This window comes from Herminiimonas sp. Marseille-P9896 (assembly GCF_903993245.1).
Taxonomy (GTDB): Bacteria; Pseudomonadota; Gammaproteobacteria; order Burkholderiales; family Burkholderiaceae_D; genus Oxalicibacterium; species Oxalicibacterium contaminans.
This window is the reverse complement of sequence record NZ_CAJEVT010000003.1, coordinates 127,249-150,725: the sequence shown is the minus strand read 5'-3', so window position 1 is coordinate 150,725 and position 23,477 is coordinate 127,249. Positions and strand designations below refer to the sequence as shown.

Genomic DNA, 23,477 nt, shown 5'->3' with positions numbered 1-23,477 from the left:
TCCCTACTTCTACGGCGACCTTGATGGTCGCCGTAATCATTTGCGGCACGTTATTTGTGTTGCCAGGTTTCCTACAGTTCCTATACAGTAAAGCGACTTCCAACCTAGCTAGGAGTTGCGTAATGAAGATCATCAAGACCAGCTGTTTGTCCGGCCTGCTGTTGGCAGCCGTCATCACCACTGCACACGCAGCCGAACCCTTGACTGGCTGCGCCGCCAAACGGCAGGAAGTAGAAACCCAGATCGAGCATGCGCGCGCGCATGGCAACAAGGCGCAGGAAAAGAAATTGAATATCGCGCTCAAGCAAATCGTCGATCACTGCACCGATGAAGGCCTGCGTAAAGAACGCGAAGCCGACATCAAGAAAAAAGAAAACAATGTAGCTGAACGCAAAGCTGAACTGGAAAAAGCCCAGGCCAGCGGCAAAACCAAAAAAATCGCCAAGCAACAAAAAAAACTGCAGGAAGCTGAAACCGAACTGCAGGAAGCAAAGAACAAGCTGACGCAGTAATGCGTGAACTGCCAGGATGCTGGCGGGTCTGATACAGACCATGGAATTCAATTTCATCACCCCCAGGAAAAACGCGCTGGTCTACATCATCAAGATCCTCTCCGGATCATTGATCCTGTGGTACGGACTACGCGCGCTAGGCTTGCAAGAGCCTTACTGGGCGATGATTTCCCTCATCATCGTGACCGAGCCGGACATGACAGTGGCGAAAGCCAACTTCAAGGCACGCCTGGTCAACACCATCTCGGGTTGCGTCATCGCCTGCCTGTCGCTGGTGCTATTCGGCACCAGCTTCTTTGCGATGTTGATCGCAATGACACTGGCAGTCATCGTCGCCATGTTGTGGCAAAACTATCCGAGCAACTGGCGACTCGGCCCGGTGACAGTCGTCATCCTGATGTCGGCCGCCTTCTCCGGTGGCGGCATGGATGAAGAATTGCATCTGGCCTTCCTGCGCGTATCCGAAGTGATGGCGGGCAGCATCGTCGCCCTGCTGCAAACCGTCATCTATATGCAAATCCAGAAATGGCAACAACGCGATGCACCATCCGATGAACCCTGAACCCGTCATACCCGAACTACGCGGGCCACGCGTCTTGCTGCGCGCCTGGACCGATGCCGACCTCGTACCGTTCGCTGCGATGAATGCAGATGCCGAGGTCATGCAACATTTCCCGGCTACCCTGACGCCTGCCGAAAGCGACCAGCTTGCCGCACGCGTACGTGCACATTTCGCCAGCTACGGATATGGCGCGTGGGTGGTCGAGATTCCAGGTGTAATGCCTTTCGCTGGCTGCGTCGGCTTGCTCAATGTAGGCTTCGATGCGCATTTCACACCTGCGGTGGAAATCAGCTGGCGTCTGGTGCGTGCAGCCTGGGGACAGTCCTATGCAAGCGAGGCCGCACAATGCGCACTGCGTTACGGTTTTGAAACGCTGCAATTACCGGAAGTGGTGTCATTCACTGTACCCGCCAACCTGCGTTCGCAGGCGGTGATGCAACGCCTCGGTATGCACAGCAAAGCGGAAGAGAATTTCGCACATCCGAATCTGCCTGCCGGACATCCGCTCAGCGAGCATGTGCTGTATCGCATCTCAGGCGATGCATGGCGTGCATCATCCGGACAATAAAAAACACGCACGCCTCTTGCGAGTAACGTGCGTGCTTTAGAGTAAGCGACTGACTTGCGGCTGGCTTTTGCTGCTGGCTAAATTATCAGCCCTGCTCGATCTTCTTCACTTCATCACCAGCGCGCCAGATTTTATAGCGCACTTCCACACCTTGCGGCACATACACGACCACAGGCAGGCGGCTGTTGTAACGGATCAGGTAAGGACCGCCGCTGATGCTGATGAAGCGTTTCACCTTGGGTGCATTCGGATCGATCGCCATCATGGTGCCAGCCATAGGCCCCAGCTTGGATACGACATAACGGTTATAGCCCCAGCCTTCGATATTCTTTTCTTCGATCACACCACCAAAGAAGTAGCGATTGCGTTCATCGGTCTCTACTTCCTTGCCGACGATCAGTTCAACCTTGTAAGCAGATTCATCGCTTTGCGCAGGCAGTTGCAGCACATGACGGGTCATGCCCTTTTCTGCTGGAGGAAAGGCTTTCATATTGTCTGCTGCATGCACCAGCGGCATCGCCAGCATCAAGGCAAAGAAAGAGGATATCCATGTCGTTTTCATTTTTTCTCCTGGTTAAGAAGTTTAAAGGTCTGAGGAGGAAGGCCACATGAAACTACGATACAAGCATGCCATGTATTTCAGCGGGGAGCAAAATGACGTTACCGCCCGCCAGCTACATCAAGAAAGCTACCCGTCGTATAAGACGCGTGCTCCGACAACAGCCAGATCGCAGCCTGTGCCACTTCCCTTGCTTCGCCACCGCGTTGCATGGGCACGTTGGCTTTGACGCGATCCACGCGTCCTGGTTCACCGCCGCTGGCATGTATCTCGGTGTAAATGACGCCAGGTCGTACTGCATTGACGCGTATGCCTTCGGTTGCCACTTCTTTCGCCAGACCTATCGTCAAGGTATCCACCGCGCCTTTGGAAGCAGCATAGTCGACATACTCACCGGGTCCACCTGCACGCGCAGCCACCGATGAAATATTCACGATGGCACCGCCGGCGCCGCCATATTTGGTCGACATGCGCTTGACCGCCTCCCGTGCGCATACGAAAGCACCGACGATATTAGTGTTGAAGATGCGCTGCATGCGCGCAACATCCATTTGATCCACGCGCATCTGCGTTTCCAGGATGCCGGCATTGTTGACCAGCGCGGTCAGGGTTCCCAATTCTTTATCCACGGTTGCGAACAAACGCAGGATATCGGCTTCCACCGCCATATCCGCCGCGACTGCAATCGCAGTACCACCAGCTTCGCGGATAGCAGCCACGACTGCATCGGCTGCAGCCTTGTTCTTCACATAGCTGAGACAGACCGCGTAACCGTCAGCCGCACCCAGGGTCGCGATCTCCGCCCCTATGCCGCGACTGCCACCGGTCACGATCATTACTTTCTTGCTCATACCGCGTCTCCTGATAGTTGCTTAGTCCATGTCGTAACATGACATGACCTGCATTAAAATACCAGCATGCCCGCTCCGCGCCTACCCTCACTTCTGACCGGCTTCCCACCGGTTATCGATCAGCATACCGAAATCCTGATTCTCGGCAGTTTTCCAGGTACAGCATCACTGGATGCGCAGCAATACTATGCTCACCCGCGCAACCAGTTCTGGAAGTTGATAGGGAGCCTGATTAACGAAGACTTGCCCGCCTTGCCATATGCGGAACGCCTGCTCAGACTACAAGCGCATCGCATAGGCGTGTGGGATGTCATTGCAGCCTGCGCACGCGAAGGCAGCCTGGACAGCGCCATCCGCCACGCGCGGCATAATGACTTCGCGCTGCTGAAGCAGGAATGCCCACAGCTGCGTCGCGTTTGCTTTAATGGCAAGACCTCGGGCAAGCAGGAAGCCGTATTTGCCGAGGCTGGCTTTGACACGCTAGTGCTACCCTCTTCGTCTCCTGCCTATGCCTTGATGACATTTGAGCAGAAGTTGACGCTCTGGCGCGGTATCATGCGCTAAGTAAAAAATCCCCACTAAAGAAATACATGCTGATTAAACGTAAATCCATAGAAGCCGACGCCAACCTGAAAAGCGGCCCGGGCAAGAAAGCACCTGTTGCGGCCAAAACCAAACCCGTGCGCAAAGTCAAATTCGCGCCGGTCACGCTGTCCGAGCAATTCGGCATCCGCTATCTGCACTTCGGTACCGAATGGGTACAAGGCGCAATGCGTATCAGCAAACCCGACTGGATAGAACTGGAATACGCGCAGCAAATGATGGCGTGGATGCTGTTCAACGACAAGCCGCAACACATCGTGCAACTGGGACTCGGCACGGGGGCACTGACCAAATTCAGCTACAAGCATTTTCCGCAAGCCCGCGTCACCGCAGTCGACCTGAATCCTTCGGTCATCGCCATCTGCGCTTCGATGTTCAAGCTGCCACCCAACGATGACCGCCTGAGCGTGATCGAGATGGATGCGCTGGAATACGTCAACGATCCAGCCAACCTGGGTCGCATCGATGCGCTGCAAGTCGACCTGTACGACGCCACTGCACGCGGCCCGGTGCTGGATACGCCGGAGTTTTACCAGGCCTGCGCCAACTGCCTGACGCCAGACGGCATCATGACGGTCAATCTGTTTGGTGACCATCCGAGCTATGCGCGCAACCTCAGCGCAATGCACTTTGCGTTCGACACCATCATCTCGTTGCCGGAAGTGCATGAAGGCAACGTCATCGCGATCGCTTTCAACCGCAAACCCGAACTGGACATCGCCGCACTCTATGAGCGCGCCGCCCAGATCACCGCTGCCACCAAGCTACCGGCCAAATCGTGGGTAAATGGCATCAAGGCGTGGCAGGCACAGCAATAATTGACTTGCCCTGTGTTAACATCAATTCCACTGTTCCATCTTACGGGTCACGGTCATGCCAACTGCTGCATCTACTGCCACCACCAAGGCCACCGCTCAGGCTAGTCCCAGGAAACTGGATTTACAGCAGATTTTTACCTGGCTGCTGGCCGATGGCATCGTCACCAAGGAAGGCGTTAAAGTCTTCTACAACCAGGCGCAGGGCATCTTCAAGAATGCATCGATCGCGATGCATCCACTGGTCGCCGTCGCGCAGTGCAAAATCCTCTCGGCCAATGAACCACACCGCCCGGTCACACTGGACTGGCTGACCGAATGGCTGGCAGGCAAGGTCAAACTGCCGTTCTTCCGCATTGATCCGCTCAAGATAGATTTCACCCGCGTGGCGGATGTGATGTCGGCATCGTATGCGAGCCGTTTCCACATCCTGCCGGTCGAGCTCACACCAAGTGAACTGGTGGTCGCCACCGCAGAACCATTCAATACTGAATGGGAAGCAGAGATCGCCAAGATCACACGCCGCAACGTCAAACTGGTCATCGCCAATCCGCTCGACATCGCGCAATACACGACGCAATTCTTCGCGCTCGCCAAATCGATCAAGGGTGCTAAGAAACTGAATGGCCAGGACGTCGCACTGCGCAACAACTTCGAGCAACTGGTTGAACTCGGCAATCACAAGCAAGTCGATGCGAATGACCAGCACATCATCAACATCGTTGACTGGTTGTGGCAATACGCATTCGAACAACGCGCGTCCGACATCCATCTCGAACCCAAGCGCGACCTGTGCGCGATCCGCTTCCGTATCGACGGCGTACTGCATCAGGTCTACCAGGTGCCGCCTACCGTCATGATCGCAATGACGGCGCGTATCAAATTGCTGGGCCGCATGGACGTGATCGAAAAACGTCGCCCACAAGATGGTCGTATCAAGACACGTACCAATGACGGCCAGGAAATCGAGCTGCGTTTATCCACCATGCCAACCGCCTTTGGCGAAAAGCTGGTGATGCGTATCTTCGATCCGGATGTGGTCGTCAAATCGCTGCCGGAACTGGGCTTCCCGCCCGATGATGCACAGCGCTGGGACAAGCTGACCACGCGGCCGCACGGCATTATCCTGGTCACCGGCCCGACCGGCTCCGGCAAAACCACCACGCTCTACACCACGCTCAAGGCGCTGGCGACCAGCGAAGTGAATGTCTGTACCGTTGAAGACCCTATCGAGATGGTCGAAGGTTCGTTCAATCAAATGCAAGTGCAGCACGGCATAGACCTGTCCTTTGCCGATGGCGTACGTTCGCTCATGCGGCAAGATCCCGACATCATCATGATCGGCGAAATCCGTGATCTGGAAACTGCAGAAATGGCAATCCAGGCGGCACTCACCGGCCATCTGGTGCTCTCCACCCTGCACACCAATGACGCGCCGTCTGCCGTCATGCGTCTGCTGGAACTGGGCGTGCCTTACTACCTGCTGGAATCGACGCTGATAGGCATCATGGCGCAACGCCTGACGCGTACCCTGTGCAGCCACTGCAAATCACCTGATGGCGAAATGCTGGATGACATCTGGCACAGCCTGAGCGAGGGTTCCGACCTGCCCAAGCCAACTGTCATCTATCGCCCGGTCGGCTGCCCGGAATGTCGCCAGACCGGCTATCGCGGTCGTACCGGCATATACGAATTGCTGACAGTCACGCAAACCTTCTCCAAGATGATCACGGCAGAAACCGACATCCACGCCTTGAAACATCAAAGCATCGCCGATGGCATGAAACCTTTGCGCCTGGCTGGTGCCTTAAAAATCATCGAAGGCACAACCACTGCCGAAGAAGTATTGAAAGTCACCGCCGCACTGACCTGAAGCAACGCCCATACAGCCCGGCCTTTCATCATTTCCACCAGGAGCACACATGAAGCATTTGATGAAACTCAGCCTGGGCCTGGCCCTCGCGTGCAGCCTGCAATTCGCGCAAGCGCAAAGCGCACCCAAAGTAGTCGACCTCACCAGCAGACCCGGCGTCATCCAGCGCATGCTGGTACTGACACCGGCGCAAGCACCCAAAGCCGCCGTCATCCTGCTGGCGGGCGGACATGGTGGTTTGCAAATCAGTCCGGATGGCAAGATCAACTGGGGCAAGGATAACTTCCTGGTGCGGACGCGCCAGCTCTTCGTTGATCAGGGCTTCCTGGTCGTGCTCACCGACGCGCCGTCGGATCGCCTGTCACCACCCTTTCTGCGCGACTTCCGTGAAACCCCTGAGCATGTGATCGACATCAAGGCGGCGATTGCCTGGGTACGCAGCCAGACCAAAACGCCGGTATGGCTGGTCGGCACCAGCCGCGGCACCCAATCAGCCGCTTACATCGCCACCCAATTGACTCCGCCGGATGGACCGGACGGTATCGCCCTCAGTTCCAGCATCCTGGTGGATAGCGAAGGTGCGTCAGTACTCTCCATGCCTTTGGAAAAACTGCAAATACCGGTACTCATCGTGCACCACGAACAGGATGGCTGCCGCCTCTGCCCGTTCACGCTGATACCCAAGCTGATGAACAAACTGACGGATGCACCACGCAAACAATTGCTCAGCTTTACCGGCGGTGAAAATATAGGCAATGCCTGCAACGCAGCAGCCCATCATGGATACAACGGATTGGATAATGAAGTGGTCGGCAAGATGTCAGACTGGATGCTGAACAAGTAAGCGACATCTCCATAAACGCCACCCATAAAAAAAGGAACCCATAAGGGTTCCTTTTTCATTTCAGCCATCTGATCAGTGATGCAGCACCTGAGTGCCGCATCACTTTACGTCATTAAGCTGTGATGCCGTGTGGCTGTACCGACTCCGGTGCATCACATGCAGCCATGTGATGGTTGCGACGCATACGGATGTTGAACAATTCAACGATCAGCGAGAATGCCATTGCGCCGTAGATGTAGCCTTTCGGGATATGGATCTCGAAGCTCTCAGCCACCAACACTGCACCGACGATGACCAGGAAGCAGAGTGCCAGCATCTTGATGCTTGGGTACTCATTGACGAATTCGCCAATTGCCTTAGCCGAGAACATCATCACACCGACTGCGATCACGATAGCAACGATCATGATTTCAACCTGGCTGACCATACCCACTGCGGTAATGACCGAATCCAGCGAGAACACGATGTCGATCACAGCGATCTGCGCCAGGGTCATGGCGAAGCTGGCTTTTTTCACGGTAGCTTGCGCTTCCTCTTCTTCGTGACCGCTCATCAGTTCCTTGATCTCGGACGAAGCCTTGTACAAGAGGAACAAGCCACCGAAGAACAGGATCAGGTCACGTCCGGAGAAGCCTTGACCGAATGCGGTAAAGATAGGCTCGACCAGTCCCATCATCCACGACAGGCTCAGCAGCAAGAGGATACGTGTACCCATCGCCAGACCCAGACCGATGATGCGGCCCTTTTGTTGTTGATGCTTAGGTAGTCGGTCTACCAGGACCGAAATGAAAATGATGTTATCGACGCCAAGCACGATTTCCAGCATCGCCAGCGTTGCCAGTGCAATCCATGCCTCAGGCGTCGTAAATACTTGTAAGAATTCCATATTAGTCTCAGATAGTTGGTTAGTGACGAACGATGTATCAGCCTCTGGGGGTGTCGAGCGCAGATCTCGTTACGGCAATTTTTTATCGTTAAAGCCAATCCCTTAGCTGGTAATCGGCGCCGGTGCTTCTACATCGGCCATCTCCCTTAAATCCCTTGTTGATCGCTGCATTTAGCAGATGGGCAGACTTTAACGGAATCCTAACATTCTTGGAAATCGAATTTCGCATGATTTATATACGAAAAAACCGAACAATTAAATTATTAGGCAGATAAAAACTGAACTTAAACAGTGATTTTTGACAATAAGACTGCGCTGAAATGGGGATTTTTGAGAGGGAAGCGCTAAAAATAGCGATGGAAGCACCCGATTTGGGCATTTTGAAACTCGTGAAAATTCACGATGAAAGTCATACACCGAAAAAGACATAAAAAATGGCGTAAAACGCCACTTGTTTATTAACACTATCTTCACAAACCTCATTCCTGCGCGGTTTTCCCCTTCAGCTTGGCCAGCGCATCACCCACCTTCGCGTAACGCAGCCTGAAGCCCAGCTCTCCCTTGATGCGCTCATTCGATAAACGGCGTGACTCGGACATAAAAGACAGCATCATGGGTGACACCTGCTTCTCCAGCTCGGCACGTGGCAGCCGGGGCGGCCGCGGCAAATCCAGCGCATCAGCCACTGCATCGAAGTAATCCCCCATCCTGAGGTCGGTATCGTCCACCGCGTGATAGACGCGGCCAGACTGCCCGCGGAATATGGCCAACGCAATCATCCTGGCCAGGTCCTCTGCGTGGATATGGTTGGTATACACATCCTCGGCCTCGAGCAAGGCAGGCAAACCCTTCTGCAAACGCTCGACCGGCAGCCTGTCATCCGCGTAGATGCCCGGCACCCGGAGAATGCTCAGCCGCGCATGGGCACGCCTAGCCCAGCGCCGCAACACCTGCTCCGCATCCACCCTGCGCCGTGCCCGCAGGTTGTGCGGGCGCACCGGCCGTGTCTCATCTATCCACTCGCCACCGCAATCGCCATACACGCCGGAGGTGCTGACATAAACCAGAGTCGCGTGGTCGGGTAAAATGGCGGTCAGATTGCGCGTGCGCTTATCCAGCTTGCCGTCCGATGGCGGCGGTGCCAGATGGATAATGGTCGACGCCAGTCTTGCCAAACGGGCCAGCGTATCCGGCTCGTCCAGGCTGGCAATAATCGGAATCGCGCCAGCGGCACGCAACTCTTCCTGTCTGGATACCTGCGTAGTGACGGCAAAAATGCGGAAGCGGTCGCGCAACAGCGGCAGTAAACGCATGCCAACATCACCACATCCGAGTATCAGCAGGCGTGGTTTGCCAAAATGTTTGTTTGCAGATTTTATTTTCATGATTGAGATTGTATGACGTTCCAAGTAACTGTTAAGCCTAGTGGTCGCCAATTTAGTTGCGATGCAGATGAAACCATATTGAATGCAGCGATCCGCGCCAATGTCGGCCTGCCTTACGGCTGCAAGAACGGCGCTTGCAGCAGTTGCAAAGGAATGGTCCTGTCCGGCTCGGTCACGCACGGCCCGCATCAGGCACGTGCCTTGTCGGCGGCCGATGAAGAAATCGGCTTCTCATTATTTTGCTGCGCCCGTCCGAATAGCGATGTCGTAATCGAAGCGCGCGAAGTCTTGGGCGTCGGTGAATTCCCTATCAAGAAACTGCCGGTGCGCGTCGCCAAGGTAGAGAAGCTGGGCGACGACGTCATGCTGATCGCCTTGCAACTGCCCGCCAGCGAACGCCTGCAATACCGTGCTGGCCAGTACATCGAATTCCTGCTGAAAGACGGCAAGCGCCGCAGCTACAGCCTAGGCAATGCGCCGCACCTGGGTGAACACCTGACGCTGCACATCCGCCACATGCCGGGCGGCGTGTTTACCGATCATGTCTTCACCACACTGAAGGAGCGCGACATCCTGCGCTTCGAAGGCCCGCAAGGAACTTTCTTCCTGCGTGAAGATTCGAAAAAGCCTATGGTCCTGCTGGCGTCCGGCACCGGCTTTGCGCCTATCAAGGCCATCGTCGAGCAGGCGCTGCATGACAAGAGCGAACGCCCGATGACGCTGTACTGGGGTGGTCGCCGTCCCAAGGATTTGTACATGCACGCGCTGTGTGAAGAATGGGCACGCGAGATACCGCACTTCAACTACGTGCCTGTCATCTCGCATGCAACTGACGATGACCAGTGGCAGGGTCGTACCGGCTTCGTGCACAAGGCGGTGATGGAAGATTTGCCGGACCTGTCGAATTACCAGGTCTATGCCTGTGGCGCGCCGCTGATGGTAGAAGCGGCACAAAGTGAATTCAGCGCCAGCTGCAAATTGCCGGAAGATGAGTTCTACGCCGACGCTTTCACCTCGGAAGCCGATCTGGCGCAGGGTTAAGCGCCCGGCTTGCCTGTTTAACCACGTCGAAGAGCGCGGCAAAAAACGTTTTGACGCACTGCGCAAAACGTCTTAATATTCTTCACATGAATATGACCGCCAAACTCTTGCGACGCCGTAACCAGCTGCCCCAGCCTTGGATGCCGTGCGTGTAAGCGTAAGCCGATCACTCAGCCACAGGCAAATCCTGTGGCTTTTTTTTTAGTTGTTCCGTACCAGACATTTTTTCAATTATTTGCGCTCAGGAGTAGCCGAAATGGAATTCAGCCAGTACCCCGTCAATTCTCTGCTCTACATCACCAACCGTCCTGAACTGGTTTTCACCGAAGGCGACGGCATGTGGCTGACGGACCATAAAGGCAAACGCTATCTCGACTACCTGCAAGGCTGGGCGGTCAACTGCCTCGGCCACTCGCCAGCATGCATACAGGAAGCGCTGACGGCACAAGCGAAAAAACTCATCAACCCGTCGCCTGCCTTCTACAATGAACCATCGATCGCGCTGGCAGCATTGCTGACTGAAAACTCGTGCTTCGATCGCGTCTTCTTCGCCAACAGCGGTGCGGAAGCGAATGAAGGTGCAGTCAAACTGGCGCGCAAATGGGGCAAGCTGAACAAAAACGCAGCCGGTGAAAACCGCTACGAAATCATCACCTTCGACCACAGCTTCCACGGTCGTACCCTGGCCACTATGTCGGCCAGTGGCAAAGCAGGTTGGGACACCATTTACGCACCGCAAGTGCCTGGCTTCTTCAAAGCTACGCTGAACGACCTCGACAGCGTCAAGAAACTCATCACCGACAAAACCATCGCTGTGATGCTGGAACCGGTACAAGGCGAAGGCGGCGTCATCCCGGCCACACGCGAATTCATGCAAGGCCTGCGCGCGCTGACCAAGGAACACGGTGTCTTGCTGATCGTTGATGAAGTACAAACCGGCATGGGCCGCACCGGCGAACTGTTTGGCTATCAACTGTCGGGCATCACACCTGACATCATGACGCTGGGCAAAGGCATAGGCGGTGGTGTACCGCTGGCAGCCATGCTGTGCCGCGAAGAAGTCGCCTGCTTCGAACCAGGTGACCAGGGTGGTACCTACAACGGTAACCCATTGATGACAGCTGTCGGCACAGCAGTCGCGCAAGCGTTGCTGGCACCAGGCTTCCTGCAATCAGTCAAAGACAAAGGCGCTTATCTCAGCGCAGCATTGCTCAAGCTGACTGAGAAACACGGCCTGGCTGGTGAACGCGGCGATGGTTTGTTGCGCGCACTGAAACTGGGGTCGGACATCGGCCCGCAAATCGTGGAAAAAGCACGCGACCTGGAACCAGTCGGCTTGCTGCTGAACTCGCCACGCCCAGACCTGCTGCGCTTCATGCCTGCACTGAACGTCACGTATGAAGAGCTGGACCAGATGATAGACATGTTGTCTGGCGTACTGAGCGAACTCAAACGCTAAGCGCGATGATGCTGAGCGGCATACGCCTCACGATCTCCGGCATGCGCGGGCTGGTACTCGCGCTGCTGGCAGCATCGCTACTCGCCGCCTGCGGCACCTCAACACCTGTCAAACGTCCGTCCGCGCGCGCCATCCTGTACGAGCCGCAACCCGTCAGCGAAAAAGGCAACGAAATCGCGCTCTACGCGATGGGCATGATAGACACCGGTTACCAGTTCGGCGGCAAGAACCCGGAAGCTGGCCTCGACTGCAGCGGTATGGTCTCTTACATCTACCGCGAAGCACTCGGCATGAAAGTCACCGGCAGCGCCGCTGACATCGCGCGCCGCGGCAAGGAAATCGATCCGCGCACCCTGCGTCCCGGTGACCTGGTCTTCTTCAACACATTGAACCGTCCGTTTTCCCATGTAGGCGTCTACATCGGCGATGGTCGTTTCATCCATGCGCCATCCAGCAAAGGTAAAGTGCGCATAGAGCGCATGGACAACGTCTACTTCGCGCCCCGCTTTGAAATGGCGCGTACTTACTTCGATTAAGCCTTCATCGACTGTACATCGTGAGCGACCCCCAGCCAAAAAACATCGACCATCGCATCTGCTTTGTCGGTGACTCCTTCGTACAAGGTACCAGTGACCCGCTCTGCCTGGGCTGGGCTGGTCGCCTGATACAAAGCGCAGTCGCACGCGGCATCAACATCACCCACTACAACCTCGGCATACGCCGCGACACCAGCCGCGACATCGCCGCACGCTGGGAAGCTGAATGCGCAGCACGCCTGCCCGCTGATTGCGAGCAACTGCTCGTGTTCTCTTTTGGCGTCAACGACACATCGATCTATGAAGGCAGCCTGCGCGTACCGGAACAGGAAAGTCTGGCCAACTGCCAGTCCATCCTGAGCACAGCTACTTCACGCTACAAGACCTTGATGATAGGGCCACCACCTATGCCCGATGCGTCGCACAACCGTCGCGTGGCGCAACTGGATCAGCAGTTCGCCGACATCGCTGCCGGTTTAAACGTGCCTTATCTGTCGGTGTTTGAAGTGCTGCGTAAAGATGAGCATTGGCTGAAGGAAGCGATAGCGAATGATTTTGCGCATCCGCGTCAGCAGGGGTATGAGCGTTTGGCTGGACTGGTGCAGGACTGGTCGGAGTGGTGGTTTAAGTAAGACGATTATTGGCGACTCATTTGTATGATTGCCATATGCAAAAAAGGGGCGAGATAACTCGCCCCTTTTTATGTCTGCCAGCGCGACTTAGAAGTCGAAAACAGTCCTCAACATCACAGTGCGTGGATTACCAACCGGTACAAATCGGTCACCCGATGCACCTGCAAAGTATTCCTTATCGAAGATGTTTTTGACATTCAGCTGCACACGATATCCCTTACCCTGGTAGGACACGTTCGCATCAGCGACCGTATACGACGGGACAATGTAATTCCCTGCTGACGGAGTTTTATCGCCGACGTAACGCACACCAAAGCCAGCGGCCCAGCCTTCCAGGTCACCTTGGAAACGATAGTTAGCCAGGAAATTAGCTGTCTTTTTTGGAACGTTAGAAAGTCGTTGACCTATGGTAGCGACTTGCAAAGCTTCTGAAATATACGCATCCATGATGGACAATGCGCCCGAGAGTTGCCAGCCATTTCTTAAGTCAGCCGCAATCTCCGCCTCATAACCTTTGGTTCTTTGTTCACCAATAGCAATCGAGTAGTCTGTATGCAGCTGATCTGTCTGCGCCAGATTGCGACGCTTCAAATCATAGTAAGCCAGGCTGGCGCTAAGACGCTGATCGTCTGACATGAACTTCACACCCAGTTCAGACTGCTTGCCCTCTTCAGGGTCAATCGGATTGCCTGGAAAGGTTAGCTGCGTTTGTGGCAGGAAGGACGTTGCATAACTGAGATAAGGCGCGATGTTGGGCGTCACTTTGTAGACCAAACCTACATGTCCGGTATTCGCACTTTTATCCAGATTTGCCGTCGATGAATTGATCGGATAGATGTTATCCAATCGCGCTTTATCGTGACGCAACGAGAGACTTGCACTGAGCTTGTCGTTGAACTCAATGTAATCACGAAGATACAAGCCTGTTTGCGCTAAGGTAGTGTCTACGAGTGCAGTATTGTTCTGGAAATTACAGTTCGTGACCGGGCGTCCATAGACCGGGTTATAGATATTTTGCGAGGCGATCGAACAACGCCGCGTATCGCGATACAACCAGTCGTACATAGTGTCCAGACCGACCATGACAGAATGCTTCGCACCTCCCCACACAAAGGTTTTGCCTACATTCGTGTCCAGTCCATCTGAACGTCCCTGGAAATTTTGGCTCAGTACATTGCGAGCAAAAGTACCGGCAGCATTCATTGCGCTATTGATATTGGCAAGCTGACCCGACATACTCATCTCGAGATGACGATAGGTCTGATTCAGCGTCCAGCCATTGTCGAAGCGATGCGTTAAAACATATCCGATAGATTTTTGTTCAGCATCGTACGGCGCAATCGTATAGTCCCCTGCGTAGTAGCTATAGGGCACAAGCATTCTGCCGCCAACCAAAGACGTCGCATTCAACGGCAGGCCTTGCTGACGTACGTAGTTGCGTTGGTTGATGGCGGTGAGGATGGTGAAGTCTGTTCTTGCGCCGAAATCCAGCGAGATAGAAGGCGCGATATAGCGATTCTTATACCAGACGCCATCGGTAGGATCGTCTGAATTCATCGCCATACCGTTGATACGGATAGCTGCTTTTCCATTCTCGGAATTCAGTGGACGATTAAAGTCAAAAGTACCCTGTACATAGCCATAGCTACCGACGGTAAAGCCAACCTGATTGAATGCATCTGCACGCGGACGTTTGCTCACCACATTGACTGTGCCACCCGGTGTGACCTGACCAAAGTAAATAGAAGCCGGGCCTTTGACGACCTCGAGTCGCTCAGCCCCGTAAATTTCCTGTGCAATCCAGTTGGCCTGACCTATGCGCAACCCGTCGAGATACATCGTGTCTGACGCAGTCTGACCGCGAATACTGAAGTCATCCCAACCACGGCGACCGAGGATAGACGAAGTCACGCCAGCGACCGTTTCTATGGCCTCATCTATGGTGGTGGCCTGGCGCGCATCCAGCAATTCACGGGTGACTACCGAGATGGACTGCGGAGTTTCAAACAGTGGTTTGTCTGACTTCGTTGTTGTTACACGTTGCGTGGAAAAACCATCTAGCGTAGCGCCGACCACCTGGATTTCAGGAAGTACGCTGTGCTCAGCCCCATTTGCCTGAGCATATACAGAAGATGAAGGTGCAGCGATAGCGAGGGTGAAAAGTGCAAACCGAACTGCATGGACCGACGAACGCAAAGAAAAACTATCCAGACACATACCAAACCCGACACATAATTAATAATGATTCTCATTATCGTTTATGTGCAAAAGGAAAGACAGATATTTCCGATCGCTGTTGTCGATTTGCTGCACTATGTCGCGGAAAACAAAGGGGAATGACAAGTTGATCTGCGCTTAGCGAATATCCAGACCTATTGTCTGGCCATGCCTATCAAAAACTTGTTTTGCGCATTGCAGTAGTTGATAATTGTCGCCATGAACGATACTACACAACGCCCAGCCCTCCCGGATCAACTCTCGGTCGATCCTCGCAGCCCACATCACGTCGCTGCGATTTTTGAACACGATATCGGCATCAAATTTAACGACAAAGAACGTTTTGATGTGAATGAATACTGCATCAGCGAAGGATGGATTAAAGTCCCTGCCGGTAAATCGCTGGATCGCAAAGGGAATCCTTTGCTGATTAAGGTAAAAGGCAAGGTAGAGGCTTTTTACAAGTAAAACTCAGTCCACTTTGAGCCGAAAGCAAATATCCGCTTTCGGCTAAGCAGACTTCACTTAGCTGCCTGCTCCAGACGCGGCGGCACTGTTTTTGTCCCTTCTATCAGTCCATAGACTGCGGCATTCAATGCCGTCTCGGCACCTATCGCGCCACTGCACTCTGCAACGATAAAAGCAGCTGCCAATGTCGCAGCTTGTGCCGCCTGCTCCAGCGACAGATTGCTTTCTCGCGCGATATTCAGCGCGTCGTCTTGCGTCAGCACGATGGATTCTGCAAAAGACAGATGAGGCGCGTCGCCACGCAAGGACTGATCACCGCCTAGTTTGTCCTTATCCAGCGCTATCCCCCTGCTGCTCAACGCACTGGACAGGAGTCCTAGCAATTCAGGGCCTTTGTCATTAGCCTCCGCCGACAAGACGATAGCGCCCGGCTCCAGCTTGGCCAGGTCAAAGTTAAATGAGCGCAAAAGCAGGCTGCCGGATAAACGAGCGGCAACTGCGATGACGGTCTCAGGATGTATCGCGCGGTTTTTACCCAGGCGCGTGGCCAGCAGGTCGACTATCTGTCCTGCTGCGTTGTTCTGTTCATTTGATATGTTCAAGCATGCTCCTGATTCTGCTGCCCCTGGCGAGGAGCGATTGCGTATAGGCGAATATAGAAAATCGCTACTGTTTAGGCAATCCCATATTAAAGCGAGTTACGCATAAAATAAAAAAGCGACGCATAGCGTCGCTTTTTGTTTGCGCCTAATGGCTACTTATTTCTTGCGTGCTGGTGGCAGGTCGGTACAGACACCTTCAAACACTTCAGCCGCCATACCTATCGATTCACCCAGGGTAGGATGCGGATGGATGGTTTTGCCGATGTCCACTGCGTCTGCGCCCATTTCAATCGCCAGTGCGATTTCGCCGATCATGTCGCCAGCGTGGGTACCGACGATGCCGCCACCGACGATGCGATGTGTTTCAGCATCGAACAGCAATTTGGTGAAGCCTTCGTCACGACCATTGGCAACTGCACGACCCGACGCTGCCCAAGGGAAGTGGCCTTTCTCCAGCTTGATGCCTTTGGCCTTGGCTTCGTCTTCGGTAATACCGACCCATGCCACTTCCGGATCTGTGTAGGCCACCGAAGGAATGACGCGGGCGTCGAAGTAAGCTTTTTCACCAGCGGCCGCTTCAGCTGCAACGTGTGCTTCATGCACAGCTTTGTGCGCCAGCATAGGTTGACCTACCAGGTCGCCGATCGCAAAGATGTGCGGCACGTTGGTACGCATTTGCGCATCGACTTCGATAAAGCCACGATCTGTGACTGCAACGCCTGCCTTGTCAGCGGCGATTTTCTTGCCGTTCGGGCTGCGGCCTACTGCAACCAATACCATGTCGTAGACTTGTGGTTCTGGTGCGGCCACGCCTGCTTCAGCTGCTTCAAACGAGACTTTGATGCCTTCTTTCAAGGCTTCAACTGCAACGGTTTTGGTCTTCAACATGATTTTGTCGAAGCGCTTTTCGTTGAATTTTTGCCAGACTTTGACCATGTCGCGGTCTGCGCCTTGCATCAGGCCATCCATCATCTCGACCACGTCTATGCGTGCGCCCAATGTGGAGTAGACCGTTGCCATTTCCAGGCCGATGATGCCGCCGCCGATGACCAGCATGCGTTTAGGTACGCTGCGCAATTCGAGCGCGCCAGTCGAGTCGACGATACGTGGATCTTGCGGTACGAACGGCAGGTTCACGACCGACGAACCGGCAGCGATGATCGCTTGCTTGAACTGGATGGTTTTTTTGCTGCCGTCAGCTGCAGTCACTTCGATGTGGTGTGGACCGACGAACTGGCCCACGCCCTGCACGACATTGACCTTGCGTGCTTTCGCCATACCAGCCAGGCCGGTGGTCATTTTGCCGATGACTTGTTCTTTGTAACCGCGCAGTTTGTCGATGTCGATTTGCGGTTTGCCGAAGGTGACACCGTGCGCTGCCATCGCTGCTGTTTCATCAATGACTGCGGCAACGTGCAACAAAGCTTTGGATGGGATGCAACCAACGTTGAGGCAGACGCCGCCCAGTGTCGAGTAACGCTCAACCAGCACGGTGGACATACCGAGATCAGCCGAACGGAATGCTGCAGAGTAACCGCCTGGGCCTGCGCCGAGGACCATCATGTCGCATTCGATGTCTGCGCTGCCGCCGAAACTGGCAGCTACTGGTGCAGGTGCCGGAGCAGGTGCCGCGGCCTGAACTGGCGCTGGTGCGGCAGCCGGAGCGGCCACAGGGGCCGGTGCAGCCGCAGCGGCTGGCGCAGGAGTTGGCGCTGCTGCAGGTGCTGCAGCACTTTCCGCTACTTCCAGTACCAGCAGCAAGGAGCCTTCTGCAACCTTGTCGCCCAGTTTGACTTTCAATTCCTTGATGACGCCTGCGTGGCTGGATGGAATTTCCATGCTGGCTTTGTCGGACTCAACCGTGATCAGCGATTGATCGATCTTGATCGTATCGCCCACATTGACCAGCAATTCGATAATTTCAACTTCCTTGAAATCGCCGATATCGGGGACTTTCACTTCAATCTTGCTCATCGCTTTAGCTCCGTATTTTTTATCCTGCCCGCTGCACCTGGTGCGTCGCGTCCGGATTGATATTTTTTAGTAACCCTGAAACATTATCCCTGCATGGGAAAACTGAGGATTTGAAACGGTCCTGCCGTACTCTTGTCGAACTCGGCACCTGCATGCACGCCGATTTCTGCGATCTCGCGTGCAGTGGCTGTGCCGTCATACGCTGCATACATCGCACCCAGTGCGAAATTACGACCGCTGCCTATGCCCCAGAAGCGATCAAAACTGAATACTTCACGATACGAATAAATACCGAAGATGCCGTAAGGATTGGCTACCAGCGTCGCAATCTGCGAAGACTCGTAGGGATCGTCTTCCTCTTCCTTGGTGTTGAGGAAGTATTGATCCTTGAGGATCTGGTGCGCCTTCGTGAACGTATCGAATACTTCATCGCGGCTGTTCAGCTTGCAGTCTTCGCCCATCCCCGTCAGCAATTTACGCATGACCGGGAAATGTGCTGCGGTACCTGCCAGCGTCACGTACGACTGGCCGATCTGAAACATCTTGTTGTTCTCTTCGTACGCATGCGACAAACGCGTGTCGCCAAAGGTCACCAGCGAATCGCAGGCTATCGCGATTTCGCGGTTCTTTTTGACGACGACGCAGGTAGTCATGCCGGCACTCAGTCGATTACAACAGGGACTTGCGCAGGTCGCTCAGCACTTCGCTCAGGTAGGTCACGAAGCGTGCACCTTGCGCGCCGTCGATCACGCGGTGATCGTAGGACAGCGACAAAGGCATGATCAGGCGCGGTACGAATTGCTTGCCGTCCCAGACTGGTTTCATCGAGGTTTTCGACAAACCGATGATCGCGACTTCCGGTGCATTGATCAGCGGTGTGAAGTAAGTACCACCGATGCCGCCCAGCGATGAGATAGTGAAGGTCGCGCCTTGCATGTCTGCAGGTTTCAGCTTGCCTTCGCGTGCCTGCGCCGACAGATCACCCATTTCCTGTGCGATTTGCGTGACCGATTTCTGGTCTACGCCTTTGACGACAGGAACTACCAGGCCTTGCGGGGTATCGGCGGCGAAGCCAATGTTGTAGTACTGCTTGAGGATTAGGTTTTCACCCGCTGCGTCGAGCGAGGAATTGAACTCCGGGTATTTCTTCAGCGCGGCTACGCAAGCCTTGATGACGAAAGCCAGCATCGTCAGTTTGACGCCGGATTTGGCCAGCGCGGTATTGGTCGATTTGCGCAGATCTTCCAGTTCGGTGACATCGGCTTCGTCGTATTGCGTGACGTGCGGAATCATGACCCAGTTGCGGTGCAGATTCGGGCCGCTGATTTTCTTGATGCGCGACAGTGGTTGCAGGGTCGTGGTGCCGAACTTGCTGAAGTCCAGCGATGGCCATGGCAACAGGTCCAGGCCTGCACCGCCGCCAGCTTTCACTGGTGCAGCAGCGGCAGCCGTAACCGGACCGGCAGCGATCACGCCCTTCACATAATTCTGTACGTCTTCCTGCGTGATGCGTCCTTTAGGGCCGGTACCGCCTACCTTGCCGAGATCCACGCCAAGTTCGCGTGCGAACTTGCGTATCGATGGTGATGCGTGTGCCTTGCTGTTGGCGGCGCTGGCAGGTGCGGCCGCAGCTGGTGCTGCTGGCGCTGGGGCCGGAGCAGCCGGAGCCGCAACAGGTTCTGGTGCAGGTGCTGCAACCGGGGCCGGCGCAGGCGCTGGTGCCGCTACCGGAGCAGGTGCTGGCGCAGGGGCAGGTGCTTCAGCTTTCGCTGGTTCTGCTGCCGGGGCCGGCGCAGCTGCAGCGCCCGATTCTTCCAGCAACAAGACCAGCGCGCCTTCGGCGATCTTGTCACCGAGTTTGACTTTCACTTCTTTGACCACACCAGCGTGGCTGGATGGGATTTCCATACTGGCTTTGTCGGACTCAACCGTGATCAGGGACTGATCGACCTTGATCGTATCGCCCGCCTTGACCAGCAGTTCAATGACTTCGACTTCCTTGAAGTCGCCGATATCCGGGACTTTGACTTCGACCATGCTCATCTTTTATCTCCGCTTGTTTGCGTGTCCACCATCACGACAGCGGGGAAGCAAATGGCGATTCCATCTGCATCCCCGTCGCCTCACTGATGAGGAAGGATTTTGGTATGTAGATTACAGCGTTACCGGATTGACTTTTTCTGGATTGATGCCGTACTTCTTGATCGCATCAGCAACCACGGAAGTCGCAATCGCACCTTCATCCGCCAATGCCTTGAGCGCAGCAACAGTGACGAAATAGCGGTTGACCTCGAAGAACTCACGCAGTTTTGCGCGGCTGTCCGAACGACCAAAGCCATCGGTACCAAGCACTTTGTAGGTACGATCTTTCGGCACGAACGCACGAACCTGTTCTGCGAAGGTGCGCATGTAATCGGTTGCAACCACGATAGGACCAGCGGTGTCTTGCAGCGACGAAGTGATGTGCGCCTGACGTGGCTTGTCGGTCGGGTGCAACATGTTCCAGCGCTCTACGTCCTGGCCATCGCGTGCCAGCAATGTGAACGATGGAGCGGACCAGACATCGGCAGTAACGCCCCAGTCGTCTTTCAGCAAATCGGCAGCAGCGATGACTTCGCGCAGGATGGTGCCGGAGCCCATCAGCTGTACGCGGTTCTTCGCTTTTTTCGCGCCTTCCTGCAACAGGTACAAGCCTTTGAGGATGCCCTCTTCCTGGCCTGGTTTCAGGCCTGGCTGCGCGTAGTTTTCGTTCATCAGGGTGATGTAATAGAACACATCTTCCTGGTTTTCGATCATGCGTTTCAGGCCGTCATGCATGATGACTGCGACTTCGTGTGCGAAGGTCGGATCGTAAGGAATGCAGTTAGGGATGGTCGAAGCCAGGATGTGGCTGTGACCGTCTTCGTGTTGCAAGCCTTCGCCGTTCAGTGTGGTACGACCAGCGGTACCGCCGAGCAGGAAGCCGCGTGCGCGCATGTCGCCCGCTGCCCATGCCAGGTCGCCGATACGTTGCAGACCAAACATCGAGTAGAAGGTGTAGAACGGCACCATGATGCGGTTGTTGGTCGAGTACGAGGTCGCTGCTGCGATCCACGATGCCATCGCGCCTGCTTCGTTAATACCTTCTTGCAGGATTTGACCGGCTTTGTCTTCACGGTAGAAGCTGACCTGGTCTTTGTCGACTGGCTCGTACAACTGGCCTTCACGGTTGTAAATACCGATTTGACGGAACAAGCCTTCCATACCGAAGGTACGGGATTCATCGACCAGGATAGGTACCAGGCGTTGGCCCAGGTTCGCATCGCGCAGCAGGATGGAAATGATGCGCACGTATGCTTGCGTGGTCGAGATTTCACGGCCTTCTGCGGTCGCATCCAGTACTGCCTTGAATGCCGCCAGTTCAGGTACCGGCAGCTTCTCGTCAGCCTGTTGACGACGTTGTGGCAGGTAACCGCCCAGCGCCGCACGGCGTTCGTGCAGGTACTTCATCTCAGGCGCATCGTCAGCCGGTTTGAAGAATGGAATGTCTGGCAGGTGCTCGTCAGCGATAGGCAGATTGAAACGATCGCGCATTTCGCGCACTGCTTCGTCGTCCAGTTTTTTGGTTTGATGCGCAGTGTTACGCGCTTCACCCGATTTGCCCATGCCATAACCTTTGACGGTCTTGACCAGCAGAACGGTAGGTTGACCTTTGTGTTCTTGTGCTTGCTTGAAGCCAGCGTAGACTTTGTGTGGATCGTGGCCGCCGCGCAGCAAATGCCAGATGTCGTCGTCCGACATGCGCGATACCATTTCCAGCAATTTTGGATGCTTGCCGAAGAAGTGTTTGCGCACGTAAGCGCCATCCTTGGCTTTGTAGTTCTGGTATTCGCCGTCCAGCGTTTCCATCATGACGCGCTGCAGGATGCCTTCTTTGTCTTTGGCCAGCAGCGGGTCCCAGTTGGAGCCCCAGATGATCTTGATAACGTTCCAGCCGGCACCGCGGAATTCGCCTTCGAGTTCCTGGATGATCTTGCCGTTGCCGCGTACCGGGCCGTCCAGACGTTGCAGGTTACAGTTGACGACCATGACCAGGTTGTCGAGTTGTTCGCGACCGGCTACGCCGATAGCGCCCATCGATTCGACTTCATCCATTTCGCCGTCGCCGCAGAATACCCAGACTTTACGGTTGTCGGTTTTTGCAATCTCACGTGCTTGCAGATACTTCAGGAAGCGTGCCTGATAGATCGCCATCAATGGACCCAGGCCCATCGATACGGTAGGGAATTGCCAGAAGTCCGACATCAGTTTCGGATGCGGATAGGAAGACAGGCCTTTGCCATCAACTTCACGACGGAAGTTAATCAATTGTTCTTCGCTCAAGCGGCCTTCGAGGAAAGCGCGAGCATAAACGCCAGGCGACGAGTGGCCCTGGATGTACAGCAGATCACCACCGTGGTCTTCGGTCGGTGCGTGCCAGAAGTGATTGAAGCCGGTACCCAGCATGTTTGCGAGCGAAGCAAAACTGGAGATATGACCACCGAGGTCGCCATCAACGCGGTTCGCCTTAACGACCATCGCCATTGCATTCCAGCGCATCCACGAACGCAGGCGCTCTTCGTATTCCTGATTGCCCGGGGAATTGACACCCATGTCGGCAGGGATGGTGTTTACATATGCGGTAGTGCTGGAGAACGGAACTTGCGCACCACGACGGCGGGCCAGATCGATCAGGCGCTCCACCAGATAGTGGGCGCGGTCAGGGCCCTCGTGTTCGATAACCGCTTCGAGGGCATCAAGCCACTCTTGCGTTTCCATTACATCGGGATCGTTGGCGGCTTGCGCCAATACCTGGTCGAGCTGGGCTGACATAATTTGTCTCCTGATTTATCTTTAGTGCCGTTCTTTGTAAGAGCGGACCGTCATTTTGAAAACTGATAACACGTATAGTCGTGTAGTTTGCGCTGAGTTTAACAGCAGTTTTTGTTATTTTCAAATGGCGATATCATTTCTCATAATGCGAAATTATGCGGCATAGCAGCATTTTTACTGGCTTTTAGCGGCATTTTAAGAGCATGTAAACTTGCGGCATAAGCACCTTAGGGTGCCGC

At 54.8% G+C, this 23,477-nt stretch carries 22 protein-coding genes; 12 read left to right on the top strand and 10 right to left on the bottom strand.

Annotated elements, in window-relative coordinates; all coding sequences use genetic code 11:
- Window positions 1-122: 122 nt before the first annotated feature.
- Genes H7U06_RS11105 through H7U06_RS11095 form a run of 3 tightly spaced genes read left to right on the top strand, consistent with a single transcriptional unit; the run spans window position 123 to window position 1,642 of the window.
- Entirely contained in the window at window positions 123-512 is a 390-nt protein-coding gene (locus H7U06_RS11105; protein ID WP_175626235.1) for a DUF1090 domain-containing protein, read from the top strand.
- Window positions 513-552: 40 nt separating this feature from the next.
- The gene (locus H7U06_RS11100) at window positions 553-1,074 is read left to right on the top strand and encodes an FUSC family protein (protein ID WP_175626234.1); all 522 of its coding nucleotides are present in this window, start codon (window positions 553-555) and stop codon (window positions 1,072-1,074) included.
- Complete coding sequence (locus tag H7U06_RS11095; RefSeq protein WP_175626233.1) at window positions 1,064-1,642, top strand: GNAT family N-acetyltransferase; 579 nt, start codon at window positions 1,064-1,066, stop codon at window positions 1,640-1,642. The genes H7U06_RS11100 and H7U06_RS11095 overlap by 11 nt, the downstream gene beginning before the upstream one ends.
- 85 nt (window positions 1,643-1,727) lie before the next feature.
- Here H7U06_RS11095 and H7U06_RS11090 read toward each other — a convergent pair whose 3' ends face one another.
- A complete protein-coding gene (locus tag H7U06_RS11090; protein ID WP_175626232.1) occupies window positions 1,728-2,204 on the bottom strand; it encodes an ecotin in 477 nt (158 codons plus the stop codon).
- 98 nt (window positions 2,205-2,302) lie between these two features.
- Window positions 2,303-3,052: an SDR family oxidoreductase gene (locus tag H7U06_RS11085; RefSeq protein ID WP_175626231.1), complete on the bottom strand. Its 750-nt coding sequence runs from the start codon at window positions 3,050-3,052 to the stop codon at window positions 2,303-2,305.
- A gap of 66 nt (window positions 3,053-3,118) precedes the next feature.
- Between H7U06_RS11085 and H7U06_RS11080 the strand changes: the two genes are divergently transcribed.
- The 4 genes from H7U06_RS11080 to H7U06_RS11065 are packed head-to-tail and all read left to right on the top strand — an operon-like array spanning window position 3,119 to window position 7,187.
- Window positions 3,119-3,616, top strand: a complete 498-nt coding sequence (locus tag H7U06_RS11080) for a DNA-deoxyinosine glycosylase (protein WP_175626230.1) — start codon at window positions 3,119-3,121, stop codon at window positions 3,614-3,616.
- 26 nt (window positions 3,617-3,642) lie between these two features.
- Window positions 3,643-4,473, top strand: a complete 831-nt coding sequence (locus H7U06_RS11075; protein WP_175626229.1) for a methyltransferase domain-containing protein — start codon at window positions 3,643-3,645, stop codon at window positions 4,471-4,473.
- A gap of 55 nt (window positions 4,474-4,528) precedes the next feature.
- Complete coding sequence (locus H7U06_RS11070; RefSeq protein WP_175626228.1) at window positions 4,529-6,343, top strand: GspE/PulE family protein; 1,815 nt, start codon at window positions 4,529-4,531, stop codon at window positions 6,341-6,343.
- Window positions 6,344-6,392: 49 nt separating this feature from the next.
- Window positions 6,393-7,187, top strand: a complete 795-nt coding sequence (locus H7U06_RS11065) for an alpha/beta hydrolase (protein ID WP_175626227.1) — start codon at window positions 6,393-6,395, stop codon at window positions 7,185-7,187.
- Between the two features lie 112 nt (window positions 7,188-7,299).
- On the opposite strand, the gene H7U06_RS11060 is transcribed toward H7U06_RS11065, so the two are convergent.
- Together H7U06_RS11060 and H7U06_RS11055 are read right to left on the bottom strand one after the other, a co-directional pair.
- The gene (locus H7U06_RS11060) at window positions 7,300-8,073 is read right to left on the bottom strand and encodes a TerC family protein (RefSeq protein ID WP_175626226.1); all 774 of its coding nucleotides are present in this window, start codon (window positions 8,071-8,073) and stop codon (window positions 7,300-7,302) included.
- A 479-nt stretch (window positions 8,074-8,552) separates the two neighbouring features.
- Window positions 8,553-9,458: an SDR family oxidoreductase gene (locus H7U06_RS11055; RefSeq protein ID WP_175626225.1), complete on the bottom strand. Its 906-nt coding sequence runs from the start codon at window positions 9,456-9,458 to the stop codon at window positions 8,553-8,555.
- Window positions 9,459-9,470: 12 nt separating this feature from the next.
- Between H7U06_RS11055 and H7U06_RS11050 the strand changes: the two genes are divergently transcribed.
- The 4 genes from H7U06_RS11050 (at window position 9,471) to H7U06_RS11035 (ending at window position 13,126) form a co-directional block, all read left to right on the top strand.
- Window positions 9,471-10,499, top strand: a complete 1,029-nt coding sequence (locus H7U06_RS11050) for a CDP-6-deoxy-delta-3,4-glucoseen reductase (RefSeq protein WP_175626224.1) — start codon at window positions 9,471-9,473, stop codon at window positions 10,497-10,499.
- A gap of 256 nt (window positions 10,500-10,755) precedes the next feature.
- A complete protein-coding gene (locus tag H7U06_RS11045) occupies window positions 10,756-11,958 on the top strand; it encodes an acetylornithine transaminase (RefSeq protein WP_175626223.1) in 1,203 nt (400 codons plus the stop codon).
- Between the two features lie 5 nt (window positions 11,959-11,963).
- Window positions 11,964-12,494, top strand: a complete 531-nt coding sequence (locus tag H7U06_RS11040) for a C40 family peptidase (RefSeq protein WP_370458620.1) — start codon at window positions 11,964-11,966, stop codon at window positions 12,492-12,494.
- Between the two features lie 20 nt (window positions 12,495-12,514).
- Complete coding sequence (locus H7U06_RS11035) at window positions 12,515-13,126, top strand: GDSL-type esterase/lipase family protein (RefSeq protein WP_175626222.1); 612 nt, start codon at window positions 12,515-12,517, stop codon at window positions 13,124-13,126.
- A gap of 87 nt (window positions 13,127-13,213) precedes the next feature.
- On the opposite strand, the gene H7U06_RS11030 is transcribed toward H7U06_RS11035, so the two are convergent.
- Window positions 13,214-15,202, bottom strand: coding sequence for a TonB-dependent siderophore receptor (locus H7U06_RS11030; RefSeq protein ID WP_254873223.1), 1,989 nt, complete (start codon window positions 15,200-15,202; stop codon window positions 13,214-13,216).
- 360 nt (window positions 15,203-15,562) lie between these two features.
- On the opposite strand from H7U06_RS11030, the gene H7U06_RS11025 reads away from it, so the two are divergent.
- Window positions 15,563-15,811, top strand: coding sequence for a DUF3297 family protein (locus H7U06_RS11025; protein ID WP_124574855.1), 249 nt, complete (start codon window positions 15,563-15,565; stop codon window positions 15,809-15,811).
- A gap of 53 nt (window positions 15,812-15,864) precedes the next feature.
- Here H7U06_RS11025 and H7U06_RS11020 read toward each other — a convergent pair whose 3' ends face one another.
- From H7U06_RS11020 to aceE, 5 genes are all read right to left on the bottom strand, one after another.
- On the bottom strand, window positions 15,865-16,413 hold the full coding sequence (locus H7U06_RS11020) for a hypothetical protein (protein ID WP_175626221.1): 549 nt from the start codon (window positions 16,411-16,413) through the stop codon (window positions 15,865-15,867).
- Between the two features lie 156 nt (window positions 16,414-16,569).
- A complete protein-coding gene (gene lpdA, locus H7U06_RS11015; RefSeq protein WP_175626220.1) occupies window positions 16,570-18,387 on the bottom strand; it encodes a dihydrolipoyl dehydrogenase in 1,818 nt (605 codons plus the stop codon).
- An 83-nt stretch (window positions 18,388-18,470) separates the two neighbouring features.
- On the bottom strand, window positions 18,471-19,040 hold the full coding sequence (locus H7U06_RS11010) for an MFS transporter (protein ID WP_175626219.1): 570 nt from the start codon (window positions 19,038-19,040) through the stop codon (window positions 18,471-18,473).
- Between the two features lie 16 nt (window positions 19,041-19,056).
- Complete coding sequence (locus H7U06_RS11005) at window positions 19,057-20,430, bottom strand: dihydrolipoyllysine-residue acetyltransferase (RefSeq protein ID WP_175626218.1); 1,374 nt, start codon at window positions 20,428-20,430, stop codon at window positions 19,057-19,059.
- Between the two features lie 111 nt (window positions 20,431-20,541).
- On the bottom strand, window positions 20,542-23,238 hold the full coding sequence (gene aceE / locus H7U06_RS11000; protein WP_175626217.1) for a pyruvate dehydrogenase (acetyl-transferring), homodimeric type: 2,697 nt from the start codon (window positions 23,236-23,238) through the stop codon (window positions 20,542-20,544).
- Window positions 23,239-23,477: the final 239 nt, after the last annotated feature.

What these genes read in the sequence shown, in the direction of transcription:
- H7U06_RS11105 (WP_175626235.1), top strand. Translation starts at nt 123, where the DNA reads ATGAAGATCATCAAGACCAGCTGTTTGTCCGGCCTGCTGTTGGCAGCC.
- H7U06_RS11100 (WP_175626234.1), top strand. Translation starts at nt 553, where the DNA reads ATGGAATTCAATTTCATCACCCCCAGGAAAAACGCGCTGGTCTACATC.
- H7U06_RS11095 (WP_175626233.1), top strand. Translation starts at nt 1,064, where the DNA reads ATGAACCCTGAACCCGTCATACCCGAACTACGCGGGCCACGCGTCTTG.
- H7U06_RS11090 (WP_175626232.1), bottom strand. Translation starts at nt 2,204, where the DNA reads ATGAAAACGACATGGATATCCTCTTTCTTTGCCTTGATGCTGGCGATG.
- H7U06_RS11085 (WP_175626231.1), bottom strand. Translation starts at nt 3,052, where the DNA reads ATGAGCAAGAAAGTAATGATCGTGACCGGTGGCAGTCGCGGCATAGGG.
- H7U06_RS11080 (WP_175626230.1), top strand. Translation starts at nt 3,119, where the DNA reads ATGCCCGCTCCGCGCCTACCCTCACTTCTGACCGGCTTCCCACCGGTT.
- H7U06_RS11075 (WP_175626229.1), top strand. Translation starts at nt 3,643, where the DNA reads ATGCTGATTAAACGTAAATCCATAGAAGCCGACGCCAACCTGAAAAGC.
- H7U06_RS11070 (WP_175626228.1), top strand. Translation starts at nt 4,529, where the DNA reads ATGCCAACTGCTGCATCTACTGCCACCACCAAGGCCACCGCTCAGGCT.
- H7U06_RS11065 (WP_175626227.1), top strand. Translation starts at nt 6,393, where the DNA reads ATGAAGCATTTGATGAAACTCAGCCTGGGCCTGGCCCTCGCGTGCAGC.
- H7U06_RS11060 (WP_175626226.1), bottom strand. Translation starts at nt 8,073, where the DNA reads ATGGAATTCTTACAAGTATTTACGACGCCTGAGGCATGGATTGCACTG.
- H7U06_RS11055 (WP_175626225.1), bottom strand. Translation starts at nt 9,458, where the DNA reads ATGAAAATAAAATCTGCAAACAAACATTTTGGCAAACCACGCCTGCTG.
- H7U06_RS11050 (WP_175626224.1), top strand. Translation starts at nt 9,471, where the DNA reads ATGACGTTCCAAGTAACTGTTAAGCCTAGTGGTCGCCAATTTAGTTGC.
- H7U06_RS11045 (WP_175626223.1), top strand. Translation starts at nt 10,756, where the DNA reads ATGGAATTCAGCCAGTACCCCGTCAATTCTCTGCTCTACATCACCAAC.
- H7U06_RS11040 (WP_370458620.1), top strand. Translation starts at nt 11,964, where the DNA reads ATGATGCTGAGCGGCATACGCCTCACGATCTCCGGCATGCGCGGGCTG.
- H7U06_RS11025 (WP_124574855.1), top strand. Translation starts at nt 15,563, where the DNA reads ATGAACGATACTACACAACGCCCAGCCCTCCCGGATCAACTCTCGGTC.
- lpdA (WP_175626220.1), bottom strand. Translation starts at nt 18,387, where the DNA reads ATGAGCAAGATTGAAGTGAAAGTCCCCGATATCGGCGATTTCAAGGAA.
- H7U06_RS11010 (WP_175626219.1), bottom strand. Translation starts at nt 19,040, where the DNA reads ATGACTACCTGCGTCGTCGTCAAAAAGAACCGCGAAATCGCGATAGCC.
- H7U06_RS11005 (WP_175626218.1), bottom strand. Translation starts at nt 20,430, where the DNA reads ATGAGCATGGTCGAAGTCAAAGTCCCGGATATCGGCGACTTCAAGGAA.
- aceE (WP_175626217.1), bottom strand. Translation starts at nt 23,238, where the DNA reads ATGTCAGCCCAGCTCGACCAGGTATTGGCGCAAGCCGCCAACGATCCC.